This is a genomic window from Chryseobacterium pennipullorum, assembly GCF_003384725.1.
GTDB lineage: Bacteria > Bacteroidota > Bacteroidia > Flavobacteriales > Weeksellaceae > Chryseobacterium > Chryseobacterium pennipullorum.
This window is the reverse complement of record NZ_QNVV01000005.1, coordinates 203,462-220,886: the sequence shown is the minus strand read 5'-3', so window position 1 is coordinate 220,886 and position 17,425 is coordinate 203,462. Positions and strand designations below refer to the sequence as shown.

The 17,425-nt window shown below is 37.7% G+C and carries 14 protein-coding genes; all 14 read right to left on the bottom strand.

The features are described 5' to 3' along the window. Window positions 1-242 precede the first annotated feature (242 nt). Window positions 243-923 (bottom strand): sugar phosphate isomerase family, encoded by a 681-nt coding sequence (locus DRF67_RS08445; RefSeq protein WP_115927854.1) that lies wholly within the window; start codon window positions 921-923, stop codon window positions 243-245. A 4-nt stretch (window positions 924-927) separates the two neighbouring features. After that, window positions 928-1,791: a dTDP-4-dehydrorhamnose reductase gene (gene rfbD, locus DRF67_RS08440; protein ID WP_115927853.1), complete on the bottom strand. Its 864-nt coding sequence runs from the start codon at window positions 1,789-1,791 to the stop codon at window positions 928-930. Window positions 1,792-1,834: 43 nt separating this feature from the next. Further along, window positions 1,835-2,320: an acyl-CoA thioesterase gene (locus tag DRF67_RS08435; RefSeq protein ID WP_115927852.1), complete on the bottom strand. Its 486-nt coding sequence runs from the start codon at window positions 2,318-2,320 to the stop codon at window positions 1,835-1,837. A gap of 70 nt (window positions 2,321-2,390) precedes the next feature. After that, complete coding sequence (locus tag DRF67_RS08430; RefSeq protein ID WP_115927851.1) at window positions 2,391-2,894, bottom strand: OmpH family outer membrane protein; 504 nt, start codon at window positions 2,892-2,894, stop codon at window positions 2,391-2,393. A gap of 58 nt (window positions 2,895-2,952) precedes the next feature. Next, window positions 2,953-3,510: an OmpH family outer membrane protein gene (locus DRF67_RS08425; protein WP_115927850.1), complete on the bottom strand. Its 558-nt coding sequence runs from the start codon at window positions 3,508-3,510 to the stop codon at window positions 2,953-2,955. An 8-nt stretch (window positions 3,511-3,518) separates the two neighbouring features. Then, entirely contained in the window at window positions 3,519-6,053 is a 2,535-nt protein-coding gene (gene bamA / locus DRF67_RS08420) for an outer membrane protein assembly factor BamA (protein WP_115927849.1), read from the bottom strand. 28 nt (window positions 6,054-6,081) lie between these two features. Next, window positions 6,082-6,831: an isoprenyl transferase gene (locus DRF67_RS08415; protein WP_115927848.1), complete on the bottom strand. Its 750-nt coding sequence runs from the start codon at window positions 6,829-6,831 to the stop codon at window positions 6,082-6,084. A 1-nt stretch (window position 6,832) separates the two neighbouring features. Further along, window positions 6,833-7,723: a type IX secretion system protein PorG gene (gene porG / locus DRF67_RS08410; protein WP_115927847.1), complete on the bottom strand. Its 891-nt coding sequence runs from the start codon at window positions 7,721-7,723 to the stop codon at window positions 6,833-6,835. A gap of 213 nt (window positions 7,724-7,936) precedes the next feature. Continuing rightward, entirely contained in the window at window positions 7,937-10,444 is a 2,508-nt protein-coding gene (locus DRF67_RS08405) for an exopolysaccharide transport family protein (RefSeq protein ID WP_115927846.1), read from the bottom strand. A gap of 2 nt (window positions 10,445-10,446) precedes the next feature. Further along, entirely contained in the window at window positions 10,447-11,328 is an 882-nt protein-coding gene (locus DRF67_RS08400; RefSeq protein ID WP_115927845.1) for a polysaccharide biosynthesis/export family protein, read from the bottom strand. Between the two features lie 35 nt (window positions 11,329-11,363). After that, window positions 11,364-12,482 (bottom strand): glycosyltransferase family 4 protein, encoded by a 1,119-nt coding sequence (locus DRF67_RS08395; RefSeq protein ID WP_115927844.1) that lies wholly within the window; start codon window positions 12,480-12,482, stop codon window positions 11,364-11,366. Between the two features lie 112 nt (window positions 12,483-12,594). Then, on the bottom strand, window positions 12,595-13,596 hold the full coding sequence (locus DRF67_RS08390) for a glycosyltransferase family 2 protein (protein ID WP_115927843.1): 1,002 nt from the start codon (window positions 13,594-13,596) through the stop codon (window positions 12,595-12,597). A 3-nt stretch (window positions 13,597-13,599) separates the two neighbouring features. Further along, complete coding sequence (locus DRF67_RS08385) at window positions 13,600-14,670, bottom strand: formimidoylglutamase (protein WP_115927842.1); 1,071 nt, start codon at window positions 14,668-14,670, stop codon at window positions 13,600-13,602. A 147-nt stretch (window positions 14,671-14,817) separates the two neighbouring features. Continuing rightward, on the bottom strand, window positions 14,818-17,397 hold the full coding sequence (gene topA, locus DRF67_RS08380; RefSeq protein WP_115927841.1) for a type I DNA topoisomerase: 2,580 nt from the start codon (window positions 17,395-17,397) through the stop codon (window positions 14,818-14,820). Window positions 17,398-17,425 lie beyond the last annotated feature (28 nt).

Sequence of the window (17,425 nt, the reverse complement as noted above, 5' to 3'; positions counted from 1 at the left end):
TGGATCGGAGAAGTGAAGGATTAAGCACTGGAGGGAGTTGGCGCGAGGAGTATGAGTGGATAGCAGGATCTAGCTCCTGAATATAGTCGAGGATTGGAGGAAATTTGTGCTGGAAAGTTGGAAAATGAGTAGGCTTGAGCACAGTAATATTAAAAAACATTCCGTAAAAACCTTATGTATAAAAGGCTCATACGGAATGTATCTGTTATCAAACAAAACAGTAATACGTCCTGGTCGTATGTTTATGGTGTATCTTCTTTATAAATTGCGCTTAAAAATTCTGCGTAAGACTTTTCCAAACCAGTAATATCGCCTGACTTCAGATTTAATCCTCCCACACCTGAGGTATCGGATTTTACTTTGAGGGATGAAATCTGAAAATATAAATTGTCATCGGTTGCTTTTGGCTGAACTTTAACGGTTGACCCCAAAAGCTTCTTTGTAGAGATGGTATACACTTGTCCCGGGACTATTTTAACTTTCAAAAATGATCTTGGAGCGAGGGTATAGTCTGTTTTATTGATATTGATTTTCTGATTTTTTTCAGATGAAGCAAATATATACAGCATGCCATTCTGGACAGTCAATTTTTCTTTGGGCGTGTAATACAATGCTATTTTATAATTTGCAGGATTAAACGCCTGGGGAGTTCCGTCTATATTTTCAAAAGGTTTCCATTCAAAGGTATTTGCACCAATTTCTTTTGCTTTTTTGTAGACCAGCGCAAAAATGGCAGCATCATCTTTTGAAAATCCCTGAACCTCGGCTTCACCTAAATAAACAGCATCGGTGATGGCCTGATCTTTTTTATAGAGAAATTTATCCGAATTATCCATCGTTTTCTCTACTTTCGTCAGGTATACATTCTGTGCACCAAAAAGCTGAATACACAATACTGAAAAAATAAGGGCTATATTTTTCATAGGTTTAAGGTTGGGAAAGGATATCAACACATTCTTCCAGGCTATTTTCCCAATGTCTGGCTTCTATTTTATAGGCCTCCTCTATTTTATCCAGAGACATTGTACTTCTCACAGGTCTTTTCGCAGGCGTTGGATATTGTTCAGTGGTCAGAGGATTCAATTTTACGGATGATTTTGAGAACTCAGCAATTTTTTTTGCAAATTCAAACCATGTTGTCTCAGGGTAGTTTGAAAAATGGAAAATCCCGAAAGTTTTATTTGATGATTGTATAATTTCCATTATAGCCTGGGCTAAATCGTTTGCATTGGTAGGCTGGCCAAACTGATCGGCAACAATTCCCAATTCATCTTTTTGGGAGAAGAGGTTGAGCATTGTTTTGACAAAGTTTTTATTAAACTCTGAATACAGCCATGATGTTCTGAGAATAACCGTCTGAGGATTAATTTCCAGTGCAAGTTCTTCTCCTCTCCTTTTTGATTCACCATATACTCCTATTGGGTTGGTAAAATCATCTTCTGAATAGGGCAGGTTGGTATCGCCATCGAAAACGTAATCTGTAGACACATGAATTAATATGCTTTTGTACTCTGCACATGCCTGGGCAAGATTTGCCACCCCGTCGGCATTGACTGCAAAAGCCTTTTCTTTTTCTTTTTCAGCCAGATCAACAGCCGTATACGCTGAAGCGTTGATGCAGTAATCCGGTTGATGGTCATAAAAAAAATCATTGACCTGCTCTTCATTGGTGATATCAAGGGTTTTAGAATCCGTAAACAGGAATTCATATTGATGTTCAAAATCAGGAGCTATTTTTCTGATGCAGTTTCCCAACTGTCCGTTACTGCCTATTACCGCAATTTTTTTCATCTGCAATTATTTATTATTTTAAATTATCGGGCTTCAATATCTTCTAAGAGTTCTTAGCATTTTGAGATCTTAAAAACTTAACTCTTGACTGGAAATCTTTTTGTATTAAATCTACATAGAATTTCTGGAACACTTCTTTAATATCTTCGGGGTGGATTTCGGACCTCCTTGTTTTTACATTGAAATAGATCACCGTTACCCAAAGCACCGCATGAACCGTCTTCTCATCGAGACTTTTCATTAGGATTTCAACTTTTGCGGTTCTGTCCTGTATATCGATTGTTTTACTACTGATAACGACCTGGGTATTGTATCTTACTTCTTTCAGATAAGCAATCTCATTCTGAATGGCAATCCAGGTACATCCGGTTTTTTTAGTATATTCTTCATATGTAAATCCGTAAAATGTTTCTACATGATCTTCTCTGGCATTGAACATATAATCCAGATATTTCACATTGTTCAAATGTCCGATAGGATCGCAGTCACTAAACCTAACCTTAACCGTAGTTGATACTTCTTTTTCCATTCCGCAAAAATAAAAAAACCACCTCTAAAAGAGGCGGTTAGTTTTATAAATCTTTGTTAATTTGCTGAAATTACTGGATTCCTAATTCTTTCTTTACAGCTGCAGTAGCATCAGCTCCTGATTTGTAAAGGAATGCTGGTGAGTTTGCATCCATAATATACTCGTATCCGCTTGCTTTAGCTACTTTTTCTACAGCATCATTTAATTTTTTCTCAATCGGTCCGAAAGCTACATCTTGTTTAGCTTGCAGATCTTTTTGAGCTTTTTCCTGCATTTGTGCTATTTCTTCCTGAATTTTTTGTAATTCAGTTTCTCTAGCTTTGTTTTCTTCTGCAGTTTTCTTAGGAGCTTCTTCGCTGTATTGCTTTAATTTAGCTTGTCCGGCGTCTGCCTTTTTCTTAATCTCAGCTTGTTTTGTATCTAAGAATGTTTTAAGATCAGCATCTGCTTTTTTCTTTTCCGGCATTGCATTAAGAACTCCCATTACATCTAAAGTAGCAATTTTTTGAGCTTTTGCCATACCTACTGATACTACCATCATTACTGCTGCAAATAATACACTTAATTTTTTCATAACTGGTAAATAAATAATTTAATTTGTTTTTAGATTCTAAATTTTAGCAAAAGTTAATCTATTTTTTGCTTTTATTGTTATTAGTTTTTTCTTTCTTATCGGTACCTTTCAGTAAAATAGTCAATACTTTTTCAGTATAATCATATTTTGATTGAAGAAAAATAACACTAATGTTATTGCTTTTATCAAGAACTATGCCCAAGCCATTTTTTTCGGACATTGTTTTGATCGCTCCCCAGATCTGATCCTGAAAAGGCTGAACAAGATTTGTTCTCAGCTTAGTAATTTCGCCATTGGCTCCAAAACGTAAGCTGGTGGTTGTTTTGATATTCTTATCAAGATCTGTTACCTCTTTTTCTCTCAGTTTTAACTGGTCTCCTATCAATAGTACTTTTTCACTTTCAAATGCGGACTTCTTTTTCTCGTATTCCGACTGAAGATTTTGAAGTTCAGAATGCCAGGTATCGATCTGCGCATTCAGCCTGGCTTCAGCTTCTTTATACTGAGGTAATTTATTCAAAATCTCATCAGTATCCACCACACCTATTTTCTGAGCGCTGTTCAGCCCGAAAAATAAGAGCAATACAAATGTGAAAGTTAATTTAAAGTTCTTCATAGTTATACTTATAATGATTGGTTCATCAGGAAGTGGTTTTGCCATCCTGATTTTTGTCCGGACATTGTCTTATCGAATCCGTAAGCAAAGTCAAATCCGATCAATCCAAATGCTCCCATATATACTCTCACCCCAACACCTACTGATCTTTTCAGCTGGAACGGGTTATAATTACCCCAGGAATTCCATACGTTACCTCCTTCAGCAAATGTCAATGCATAGATTTTCGCTGTCTGATTCAGGGAAATCGGGTATCTTAGCTCCAGAGTGAATCTGTTGTAGATGGTTCCCCCCCCTTTTTGAGTGATATCTGTGGATTCTCCACCGTATGTACTTGCGTTATCATAACCTCTTAGAGGAATCAATTCTCTACCATCAAATCTACCTCCGAATAAACCGGTACCTCCCACATAGAATCTTTCAAAAGGTGGTGCTCCCAACTGTTTGTTGTATCCGTCCATGAATCCCATTTCAGCGGAAGATCTCAATACCAGCTTACCTACGATCTCGTTATAAACATCTGCTTTAAACTTGATTTTGTAAAACTCCATCCACTTGTATTTGTCGATAGGCTTCATGGAACCATAGTCTTTATTGCTGAATAATGAATATGGCGGTGTCAATTTAGCAGACACTTCAATATTGGAACCTACCGTAGGGAAGATAGGGTCAATCCCTGCAGAGTTTCTGCTTAGTCCCAGGTTGATACTGAAGTTATTTGCACTTCCGTAGTACTCCGTGGCATCACCAAACTGGAACGGATAGTTATTAAAGTCGTACTTCTGGAACTGTAATCCTGTGTACAGTGAGAAATAATCATCCGGCCAGTGCAGTAATCTGTTCAGACCTACTGTAGCCGAGAAAATATTCAACTTCTGAGAGCCTCCGTAAGCATCATTGTATTTAACCCTCGAGTTGTTCAAACTTACCGAAAGAGCAGTTTGTCTTGTTCCGAACAACCAAGGCTCGGTAAATGACACTCCATAGTTTTGGAAATACTGACCTGCCTGAACCTGGATGGAGAAAGTCTGTCCGTCTCCCTGTGGTACAGGTTTAAAGTCTTTAAACTTAAGGAAATTTTTCAGTGAGAAATTATTGAATGTCAGTCCCAAAGTTCCGATAAAACTGTTACCTCCGTAACCTGCCTGTAACTGAACCTGCGAAGATCCTTTTTCAACAAGTTTCCAGTTGACATCTACGGTATTATCTTGAGGATTAGGCTGAATATCCTGTCCTATCTGCTGGGGGTCAAAGAATGTCATCCCAGCAAGATCAAAATAGGTTCTTTTGATATCGCTTTTAGCAAAAAGGTTTCCTGGTTTTGTTCTCAATGCTCTGAGAATAACGTGGTCATGGGTTGTTGTGTTCCCCTGCCAAGTTACTTTATTCCAGCTAGCCTGCTCACCTTCGTTGATTCTGATTTCCAGATTCACAGCATCTCCTGATACTGATTTTTCAACGGGAGTCACGTTTGAGAAAAGGTAACCGTTATTCATATAAACGGATTTGATATCGGAATCATCTTCTTTACCACCGTCTTCTCCAACTTTTTTGTTGAATCCTACTGCATCGTAGATATCTCCTTTTTTATATCCTAATAATCTTTGTAAGTATTCTGTAGCGTATACTGTATTTCCGGTAAACGTGATGTCTCCGATATAATACTTTTTACCTTCATTCAGTTTTACATTGATCTCGTAGTTGTTTCTCTTATTTCTCCATACGGAATCTGAAACGATCTTTGCATCTCTATATCCCAAGGAGTTATAGTAGCTGATAAGGCTTTGCTTGTCTTCCTGATACTTTTCCTCAATGAATTTTGATGACTTCAGGATTCCCCCGATTCCGAAACGTTTCTGTTTGGTTTCTTTAAAAGCCTTATTTCTTAGCTTGCTGTCTGTAACCGTTTCGTTTCCTTCAAATTCGATATGATCGATTTTGATTCTCTTTCCTTTTTCTACATTGATCGTCCAGTCTACTAAAGCAGGATCTCCAGCATTTACCTTATCCTGAATAGTGATCTTGGCATCTGCAAAACCTTTTTTGATGTAATCTTTTGGAATATTGGTTTTAAGGCTTGAAACTAAGTTTTGGGTAATTTTAGTTCCCGGCTTCAGATTGTTGTCTTTCGCCAGTTTTTCACTTTTTGATTTACCGATACCTTTTCCAGAGAATTTTACTTCTCCCAGTTCCTTCAGGTCTTCAAGATAGAATCTCAGAACAACAGTCTGCCCTTCAATGCTCTGAACATACACTTCCACTTCGGAAAATGATTGGGTGTCCCAAAGCTTTTTAACAGCGTTACTGATCTTCTGTCCAGGAATGTCAACGACTTCGCCTTTGGCTAATCCTGTAAATCGTAAGATCTGAGCTGGTGTATATTTTTTTACCCCATCTACAACAATGTCTTTCAGTGTATAAGTGCCTACCTCATTTTCTGCGTGTACAGCATTATTTACTTTGGTGCTGTCCTGCGGAGTTACTTGTCCATAAAAATGTGCAGACGCAGCAAACATAATGATGGGTAATAGTCTAAACTTCATTTTATCGAGTCTTTCTTTTCTTAAAATTTTATTGGCCTTTGATCTGCTCTCCGGTTAATCCGTATCTTCTTTCCTTGTTTTGATAATCTACAATACACTGGAAGAAAATATCTTTGGTAAAATCCGGCCACAGCACGTTTAAGAACTGTAATTCGGCATAAGCAATCTGCCAAAGCAGGAAGTTACTTATTCGTATTTCACCGCTGGTTCTGATCAGCAAATCTACTGGAGGAAAGTCTTTGGTATAAAGATAGCTTTCGAATAAATTTTCATCAATATTCTCTATCGCTACTTTTCCTTCTTTTACATCAGAACTTATATTCTTTACGGCTTCCAGTATCTCATTTTGTGAGCCATAGCTAATTGCCAATACAAGGTTTCCTTTTGTGTTTTCTTTTGTAAGTTCTACCACACGCTGCAACTGGTCCTTCACTAAAGCAGGCAGTTTATCAAGGTTCCCTATAACGTGCATTCTCAATCCTTTGCTGAAGATCTCTTCTGCTTCAAGCAGTAAAGTCTCTACAAGCAGATTCATGAGAGTACTCACCTCTTCAGCCGGACGGCTCCAGTTTTCTGAAGAGAATGTATAAAGTGTTAAATAAGGGATATTGATCTCATTACAGGCATTAATAGCATTTCTAACAGCATTAATGGCATTTTTGTGACCGAAGGTTCTTTCTTCGCCACGAGATTTTGCCCATCTTCCATTACCATCCATAATGATGGCTACGTGTTTCGGTAAATTCTCAGAATTTATTTTATCTTTAATCAACGACATATTAATCACAATAACATGGAGGTCTTCCAAACGAAAAGGTCAGCCCCAAGCTGAACGTATTCATCCAGTCCTTAGATTTGCCATCTCCAATATTTCTCTTGTTTATAAACTCTGCTTCTCTTTCTTTAGCCACCGCATAATAATTTCCTGACTGCAATAACGAACCACCTGTAACAGGGTCCAGAATATCGCCGTTAAAGGAAGTTTTTACATCTTCCGAAAGAATCTTACTGTGATCCAGCTGATCAGTAAGGGTATATCTGAATGTGGCTTCAGCAAATATTGCCCAGGTATGGTTAAATTTATATTTCAACCCTACTCCGAAGGGAATATGCATGGTTACTTTTTTTCCTAATGAATATTCGGTGGTAGTTTTAAAGTCCAATTCATTGGTAGGAGCCAGCGCAACACCATCCGCATCTCTTTTGAAGTCATTGACGACAGTAGCTTTGGGTGCATCAAACATCAAGGCACCAACACCTCCGAAAATATATGGACTTACCATGCTTATCTGCTCGTTATTAACTGGAAAAAAATTGTATTCAAACATTAAGCTTGCTTCAAATACATTATTTTTTCCATATGAGTTTCTATTTCTTCTATATTCTTCTTTTGCAGCTTTATCGCTGAACTGAATCTGATTAAATCCTAAATCTAATCTAACGGTCTGATAGGGATTAAAATTAAATCTGTATAACACACCTCCATAAAAAGGGATTCCCCAATCTGACATTCTGTTTAAATCCAACGGCTTTTGTAAAATATAATTTGTCCTTCCTACATCTCCCACTAGGTTACTCATCCCTAGACGAACTCCCAATTCGTTTCTTTGTGCTTTGACACTTACCACTCCGAGGAAGGCAAGGAAGCTAAACAATAATTTTTTATTCATAAAAGAATATGGATTTATGGTTATTTTAAAATTTAATTTTTGCAAATATAAAACATTTTTATATTAATGATAATCTTAATGTTTAGTTAAAAATAAACAAAAAAACATAATTTGTTATAAAGTAAACGGCAAAGTGGCAAAAATATTCTTTTTTTCATAGAATGAAAATACTTCAAGTATGAAAAAACCCCCATTACATGAGGGTTTAAAGCTCTATTTTTTATTGAGTATTGCCTGTACTTTATTCCTTATTCTTATCAGTAAAGGTTCTTTATAATTTTTATCTTCATCAAAATAGCCGTAACCATAGCCGTAGCCATATCCGTAGCCATATCCATAACCGTAGCCATACCCCTGCTTGGTCGTATAATCATTATAGATAAGTCCCAAATGAGCAATTTCGTCATTATGATATTTTTCGGTAATCATTTTCAGCATATACTTTTCGGTATACTCATGACGTACAACGTAGATATTCGCATCAGAATACTTCATCAGTTCATAAGAATCTGCTACCAGACCCACCGGCGGTGAATCTATAATAATAAAATCATAGATCTCTTTCAGTTCTTCAATAAACTGGATGTTTCTCTGGCTCATCAAAAGCTCGGAAGGGTTTGGTGGAATGGGACCGGAAGTAGCCACATCCAGATTCGGAATTTTGGTTTTGTTGATAATCTGATCGATTCCTACTTCCCCGGTAAGGTAATTGGAAATACCATATTTATTATCAATTTTAAAATCGCCGAAGATCTTTGGCTTTCTCAGGTCCATTCCCAGCAGGATTGTTTTTTTATCACTCAATCCCAGCACTGAAGCAAGGTTTATGGAAATATAGGTCTTCCCTTCTCCTCCGATGGAAGAAGTGACCAGGATCACTTTCCCTTTTTCTTCAGAATTATCCATAAGGAATCTTACACTTGCCCTGATTCCCCTGAAAGCCTCTGAAACTGAGGATTTCGGCTGTTCCAGAACGGTAAGCATATTTTCATTACTGTTGTTTCCGATAACCCCAAGAAGTGGAATTTTCGTTGCATTCAGCAATTCTTTAATATTTCTGATCTTATTGTCAAGGACTTCGCCTATCAGGATAAACAATACAGGAAGCAGCAGCATTCCAAAAATGATCCCCGTTTTTGCCAATTTCACATTAGGACCTATAGGGCCCTGTCCAAGATTTTTCGCTGGGTCAATCACGGTGATATCAGACTGGTTGGTGGCTACATTCATTTTGGTCTCATTCTGTCTTCCCAAAAGGCTGTTATAGGTAGCTTCAATCATGTTATAGCCTCTTTCAGCATCAAGATATCGTCTTTCTTTTTCAGGATAGGCAGATAAGTCCGAGTTGGCTTCTGCCACCTTACGGTCTATTTTACTGATCTCATCGTAATATTTGTCATAATAGCTTTTCAGGCTGCCATTAGATCCCAGTCTTGCTTCGCTGATAAGCCTGTTGATCTCTTTCATCGGTTCAGAGCCAGGCTTGTAGATGAGAGCCATTTCTGCTCTCTTGGTATACAGTGCTTTAAGCTCAGTAACAGTAGCTGAAAACATTCCATCCTGGAAACCTGCAGCATTCGTTGCAATCATTTTATCAAAATTCTGAGATTCCAGAGTTCTTCTGATGTCATCCAGAGAGCTGATCTTACTGATAATATCCGCTTTTTTGGCTTCAAGTTCTTTTATTACTGTGAGAGATTTTTCATCCCTATCTTTGATGTCATAGAGTTTCTCTGAGGTCTTCAGATAATTAACAACAGCGGCACTGGAGTCCAGCTTTTTCCGGATGTTATTCAGATTTCCCTGAAGATATACTGCAGTATTTTTGTTAACGATATTTTTATCTTCAAGTCTTTTTTTCTGAAGTTCGGCAACCGATTTATTAAGAAAGTTTACGGTGCTGTTAAGATTATATCCTTTTTTAGTAATGATCATAATCGTAGAAATCTCTTTATCAAAATCGACTCCAATTGTGGATACAATATCATTAACAGTTTGGTTCACCGTCCCCAGGTTTACAATGATATTTTCAAACTTGATCTTAGGTAAAACAGGATTATAAACAAGTCTGAATCTCAGATTGGGAGCGCTATACCATTCATTAATCCTGATCACCTTGTTGGCAGGTCTGGCATAAGCATTAATGTTCTGAAAACCTTCGGTTTCATAGTTGTACAGATTTACAGATTGACCTTCTTCCGGAAGCACTACCTCGTAAGCACCGTTGCTTTTTGGAATAAGGGTAATCGGATAGTTAACCTGCTGAACGTGCTTTTTATCGATCTCAAGGAAAATAGGAGAATCGGTTTTATCAAGATAAGTCGATTTTATAACTCCCTTGGTAGAATAATTGACAAAAAGATCTAATTCCTTGACTAAGAATTCGTTGTGAGATCTCGAAAGGAGCATCTTCTTCAGATAGATCCCATCTTGATTTCCACCCTGCCCCCAGATGAAATTAATAGACTGGTTGGGCGTAAAGTAACTTGAGGTATTGTTGGATACGCTAAGAGACAAATTCGAAGCGTATATACTCTGGGCATAATATTTACTGTACACCCAAGAAATTGCATACCCGGTAACCAGCATTAAAACAAACCAATACCAGTTTTTCAATATTCTTCTGAGAAAATGTTCTATATCAAATAATGCAAATGTCCCGAACTTCTCTTTTGAAGCTTCGTTTTTACCTGCTTGTGTTGTATCTTTTCCTGGAATCATGATTAAAGGTTTTTAAGAAGCAGATAAATTGATAATGCCGTTGTGATTACTGAAACTCCGGTGATTAAAGTTTGTACCGGATCTTTTCCAAATCCGTTCAGACTCTTTCCTCTTGTATTCAGATAAATTTCATCCCCGTTCTGTACATAATAGTAAGGAGAATTCATCAGATCTTCACGGGTAAGATCGATCTTTGCTATTTTAATCCCTTCCGGAAGTTTTCTATGAATGACCACTTCTCTTCTGTCAATCGTTCTGTTCAGACCACCGTTGATCGCCAGAGCCTCAGTGATGGTAAGACTATTTTTATGGGCAACTTTCTCACCAGAAAGACCTGTCGTTTCGACGTCACCGAGAATATAGTACGTTATCCCGTTGGTATTTAATCTTACTTCAGATTTTCCTTCCTGAAAATTTTCATTTACCTTATCCTGGATTTCTTTTCGTACATCATCAAGTGTTCTGCCTTCGGCTTTGACATAGCCTATACCAAACACATTGATATCGCCATTGATATCAACTTTTAATCCGTTAAAATAAAAGTTGACATTCCCTCCATTTCCGGATCCTGACCCAACGCCCGATCCGCTATTATTACCTGTACCACCTCTTACTACATTGTTGGTAGTAGGTGTCTCCGTACTTCCTGATGTATTGTAAGAAGAATAAAATTGTGCAGCATCACCTTTTGGGGTTGTCACAATATTCAGGTTGAGAATGTCATTTTTTGTAATCCTGTATACAGGAATGTTGTAGGGAACAAGACCTTCTTCGTTAATAACAAGACTTTCGCTTGGCTGCAGGTATCTCACATCTTTTGTTGTGATACATGACATAACTAAGAAAGGTAATATTAAAAATAAATACTTAAAGTTCTTCATCATATTTGAATATTGTTTACAAAAGTAATACTTAATTGTTAATTTTTGTTATTTCTTAACCGATATAGCAAATCCGGTAAGTAAGCTCCCAAAAAACCAAGCGAAATAACCACCAGCAAAAGGAGGTTGATATTCATATGCCGTAAGAAGTAGGCTATACCCACAATCATTAAATAATACAGTATAATATAAAATGTGGACCTTCTATGGGTAAGGTTGAGCTTCAGCAGTTTGTGATGGATATGGTTTTTATCGGCATCAAAAGGTGATTTTTTGTTGTAAAGCCGGACAAAAATCACATTTAAAGTATCTACAATTGGTAAAATTAGAATAGCTACAGCAACTACCGGCGCAGACTGCAAGTGATATCTCGGCACTCCCGGCAGCTCCTTATCTATAAAAATATCAATAAAGCAAATGGAGGTAAATGCCAGTAAGAAACCTAAAAGCATGGATCCGGTATCACCCATAAATATTTTATTGGTTCTGTAATTGGAAAGGTTATAATATAAAAATGCCAGCACTGTTCCGATGATGACTACCGATAAGATCACAAGGGGATAGTTATATTCCCCGAGACGGTAATAGCTTATCCCAAACATGGCACTGCAAATTACAGAGTAGCCGCCGCCAAGCCCATCAATACCGTCAATAAGATTGAATGCATTGATCAAAACAATAAAAGTAACAATACTGAACACTACACTCACCAAATAACCTAGCTCATAGACTCCGAATATCCCAAACAAACTCCTTATTCTGATATCTGATCCTATTACGACCAGTGAAGAAACGACAATCTGGGCAACCAGTTTCTTATACGCCCTCATGACCACAATATCATCCATCACCCCAATGTACAGGAGAATAATCAATGATGCAAACAAGAATTTGTAGAGTTCGAATAACTCATAGGCAAAAATAGAAGCACAAATTCCAATGGCATAAAATATGGCAATACCACCCAGATTAGGAATTTTCCTGAGATGAGAACTCCGTACTCCCGGTTCATCCATAAGATTTTTTCTTCTGGAAATCTTTACAATGGTTGGAATGGAGAAAAAAGTAATTAAAAAGGAGAATACGAAACCTAATCCTATTTTCACGTAGAAAATAGGAATTCCCGAGCCGCTTAAGAACAATTCAAAATTTTTCATTCTTTTCTTATCCAGTACATGGGCTTCAACTTAAAAAATTAATAATGCAGCCCCTAACAGACACTTCATCATAATTTTCTACTGTTCGAAACAATAGCACCTACATTTGTGTTTATATTAATTTTCTTATCAACTTTTTCTGTCCCGCAAAAAATAACAGATAAAAAATCTTTTTTTTCACCGGCAAAGATAAAAGATAATTCTTACCAAAACGACTATAACTCAAGATATCTTGAATTTTTATATGTCTTTCTTTCATGAAAACATAAAGCTGATCAGCCATTTCATAGAAAGTTTTTTCCTTCTTCACAAATGCCAGATAGGCCAGAAAAGAATATACTCCTTCAAAAATCTGGAAGTTTTTCAGTTCTTTTCTCTTGTGAGAATATTTCGATTTTTCAAAGACCGTTTCCAAATCCTGTACTGCTTTCAGGATATCGAGACCTCTTTCTGTATGGGTTTTTGTAATGGAATCTGTGCGTTCCAGATACTGATAATGAAAATTCTGGGTCTGGGCAATCACATCACATTCCAAAAGCAGCTGCGGAATAAGCTGGATATCCTCAAAGTGAGCTCCCTTTTTAAATCTTTTCTGATTAAACAGCTCTTTTTTAAACAGTTTATTGCAGGCAAAATAACTGAGATCCGAAAAGACCGAAAAATGCTCTTCCAGTTCTATTTTCTCAGGCATATGGGGAATCTGTGTCAGCTTTTGAGTGACCATTCCGTTTTCGTCCACCTTCTGTATGTTGCAAACGACCATCTTAGAATGGTATTTCTCTGCCAGCAGAACCATTTCTTCGAACATAGTTTCGGTGACATAATCATCACTGTCTACAAAACCTATATACTCGCCTCCTGCTTGATCGATACCAAAGTTCCGGGCATCACTCAGGCCTCCGTTTTCTTTGGTAAAAGCCTTTATTTTATGAGGGTATTTCTGGGCGTAACCGTTCATAATTTCTTCGGAACGGTCTTTACTTCCATCGTTCACCACAATGATTTCTATATTCCGTAGGCTTTGTCCTACTAAAGAATCAAGGCATTTTGCCAAGTAATTCTCGACATTATAAACGGGAACAATGATGGAAACTTTTGAGGGAATGTTTGTCATACATTAAATTTTCGTCAATCGTGCATTCAGCCAGCCTTTTTTGGCTTCATCAAAATCTTTCCTGGAACACGGAATGCAGTTTTCAATATTATCATCATCACCAAAATACCATAAATTACTGAAAGTATCACGCTTAAATGCATATTGGGTATCATCTACCAACACATAAAACAGCTCGTAATGCCTTTCTTTCGGATGAGATCTCTGAATATTGACCCCTTCAATCAGATACCATAGCATTTGCGCCAAAAGCTGGTGATTGAGCTGGTTTTCCGAATAGATGTTATAGTTAAATATCCCGACAGATTTCAAACCTTCACTCAACCCAATCTCTTTCATATATGCACAGACTTCTCTTCTGTTGAGCCCATTAACCTGCGGATTCATGGAAAATGGCTCACTGAAACTTTCGATCGCATCACAATTGACAGTCACAAGATCCGCTTTTCTGAAGAAGGGCTCTGTTTTTTCTGTAGAATTCATCATTTCAGCAAGTCTTATAATGTCAAACTCTACTTCTTTAATCAGTCGTATAGAATCCATTTCATTCAGATGCTTCTGATATCCCAGGTGATGGTAATTTTTAATGGAAAAATTTTTGGCCCCGAAAATTTTGCTCAGGAAAGTATGTTCATTGATCTCCTCGCCTTGTTTCAGGGAAATAATGTTACTGATCTGAGTATAGTTGATCTCTTTCTTATGAAAATTAAGCGCAGAAAACAAAGAAAAGGCAAAATCATTGGAGCCGCCGATAATCACGGGAAGTGCTCTTTTGTAATGACATGCCGAGAGGACTTCCTGCAGAATATAATGGGTATCCTGAACCGATTTCCCAGAAACCAAATCTCCGAGATCTACCAAAGGAATTTCAAAATCCAGCTGTGAAAGCCTGTAAAACTCTTTTCTAACAGCTGTAAAATCCTGCACTTCAGCTTCACCGTTTGCTCCTCTGTAATCCGACACAAACAAAAGAACAATACTGTCTTCTTTTATATCTTTTGTTATCCGACTTCCAATCTGCCAGCTTTCTGTCTTGAAATTTCTTGGTGAAATGATAAAGTCTTCGAAATCCATATTGTAATTTGAAATGTAATATTTTATTAAATTCTTGATGTAACAAACATACAAAAAACCTCATCAATTTGGCAGGCTCGGGAAGTTTTTGTCAACAAAAAAGCCGTTAACACTTATTTGTTAACGGCTTATCTATTGTTTTTATTATTATTTTTTTTTGGCTGCAGGCTTTTTGGCAGTAGTAGCCTTTTTAGCAGTTGTTGTCTTTTTAGCTGCGGCAGTCTTCTTAGCTGCCGGTTTTTTCTTTTCAGCAAAAGCATTTTTATCCTGGTCTGTGATCCATTTTTTAACGTCATCGAGAGAAACTTCTTTCAACTCTTCGCCATCATATTTTGTATCATCACTTTTCTTTGGAATTTTAAACATCGCCTTCCCAAATTTGATGAAAGGACCCCATCTTCCGTTTTCAATGGAAATTTTTTCTTTTTCCCACTGCTGGATGTAACGGTTGGCCTCTTTTTCAAGCTTGGCATCAATCAGCTCCTCGATATCGCTCTGCGAAAGATTATCAAAATTGTATTTTTTCGGAACATTCACAAAAATATCTTTGTATTTGATAAAAGGCCCGAATCTTCCAGATCCTTTGGTTACCGGCTCTCCTTTATACGAAGCAATCGGCGCATCGGCTTTTTTCTTTTCGTTGATAATTTCTTCAGCACGCTTCTGATCTACAGAAAGCGGATCTTCACCCTTGGGAATACTGATGAACGTTTCTCCCCATTTCACATAAGGACCGAATCTTCCAACACCCACCGAAACGGGATTTCCTTCAAATTCCTGAAGATCGAAAGGCAATCTGAACAGTTCTATAGCCTCTTCAAAAGTAATGGTCGCAATATTCTGTCCGGTCATTAATGAAGCAAAGATTGGCTTTTCATCATCATCAGTTTCTCCAATCTGGATCATCGCACCAAATCTTCCGATTCTGGCATGAACATTTTTACCTGTTTTAGGGTCTACTCCCAATAGCCTGTCTCCTGTAGCGCGGTCTGCATTTTCTTCTACATCTTCAATTCTCGGATGGAATTTGGAATAGAAATCCGTCATCATCTCCTTCCATTTCTGATCACCGTTTGCAATTTCATCAAAACCTTCCTCCACTCTCGCTGTAAAGCCATAATCTAAAATCTCCGTAAAGTTGTCTGTCAGGAAATCGTTAACTACCTCACCGATGTCTGTAGGAATAAATTTATTTTTGTCGCCTCCGAATTTCTCTTCAAGAACTACCTTCTTGATCTTATCTTTTATCAAAGACATCTTAACTACTTCGCGGGTTTGCGGCTCAATTTCGCGCTTATCCACATACGCTCTGTTCTGGATCGTCTGGATAGTAGGAGCATAAGTAGAAGGTCTACCAATCCCCAGTTCTTCCAGTTTTCTTACCAATCCTGCTTCGGTATATCTTGCACTTGGTCTGGTAAACTTTTCAGTAGCAGTGATGGTCTTATAATTTAACAGTTCTCCAACACTTACTTTCGGTAACAGCTTATCATTATTTTCATCATCATCATCTTCTGCTTTTACAATACCGTAAGCTTTCAGGAAACCATCAAAAATGATAACCTCTCCCTGTGCTTCGAAATGATGGGGCAATGTAGCATTACCAATCTCAATAACGGTCTTTTCAATTTTGGCATTAGCCATCTGTGACGCCAGTGTCCTCCTGTAGATCAATTGATACAATTTGTTCAGCTGGGCATCGCCTATACTTTTTACTGCGAAATCCGTGGGACGGATGGCTTCGTGAGCCTCCTGTGCAGAAGCGGATTTCGTAGTATAATTTCTTGGAGCAGAATATTCTGCTCCATATTCTGAAATAATTTGTCTTTTCGCTCCTTCAATAGCTTCCTGAGAAAGATTTACTGAATCTGTTCTCATATACGTTATAAACCCTTCTTCATAGAGCCTCTGTGCCAGACGCATCGTATTTGTCACATTATATCCTAATCTTGATGAAGCTTCCTGCTGCAGTGTGGACGTGGTGAAAGGTGCAGATGCAGAACGTGTACCTGGTTTTGTTTCAACATTAAGTACTTTGAATTCTGCTGTTTTTGCCTGCTCAAGGAATTTTTCTGCCTCTTCTTCTTTTGCAAAGTCTTTTTTTAGTTTGGCTGCAATTTCCTGCTCTGCTTTATTTAAGAAAATACCGTCAAGCTTGAAGCTTGCCTTTGGTATGAATTCACGGATCTCTTTTTCTCTTTCAACAATCAAGCGTACTGCTACAGACTGCACTCTTCCTGCAGACAACCCGGGTTTTACTTTTTTCCATAAAACCGGAGACATCTCAAAACCTACGATTCTATCAAGAACTCTTCGCGCCTGCTGTGCATTCACCAGGTTCTGATCTATATCTCTTGGATTTTCAATTGCTTTTAGAATGGCATTTTTAGTAATTTCGTGGAAGACAATCCTTTTTCTGTTTTCAGGCTTCAGCTTCAGCTCATCAGCAAGGTGCCATGCAATAGCTTCTCCTTCACGGTCTTCATCGGAAGCCAGCCATACCATATCGGCTTTCTTTACTGCAGCTTTTAATTCTGTGACCAATTTCTTTTTGTCTGCTGAAACTTCGTAATCTGGACTGAATGTGGCAAGGTCTATACCCATTCCTTTTTTAGGCAGATCACGGATATGTCCAAAACTGGATTTGACTTCAAAATCCTTTCCTAAGTACTTCTGAATAGTTTTTGCTTTTGCCGGGGACTCTACGATTACTAAATTTTTCGACATTCTAAAATTTTTGCAAAAGTAAAGCTTT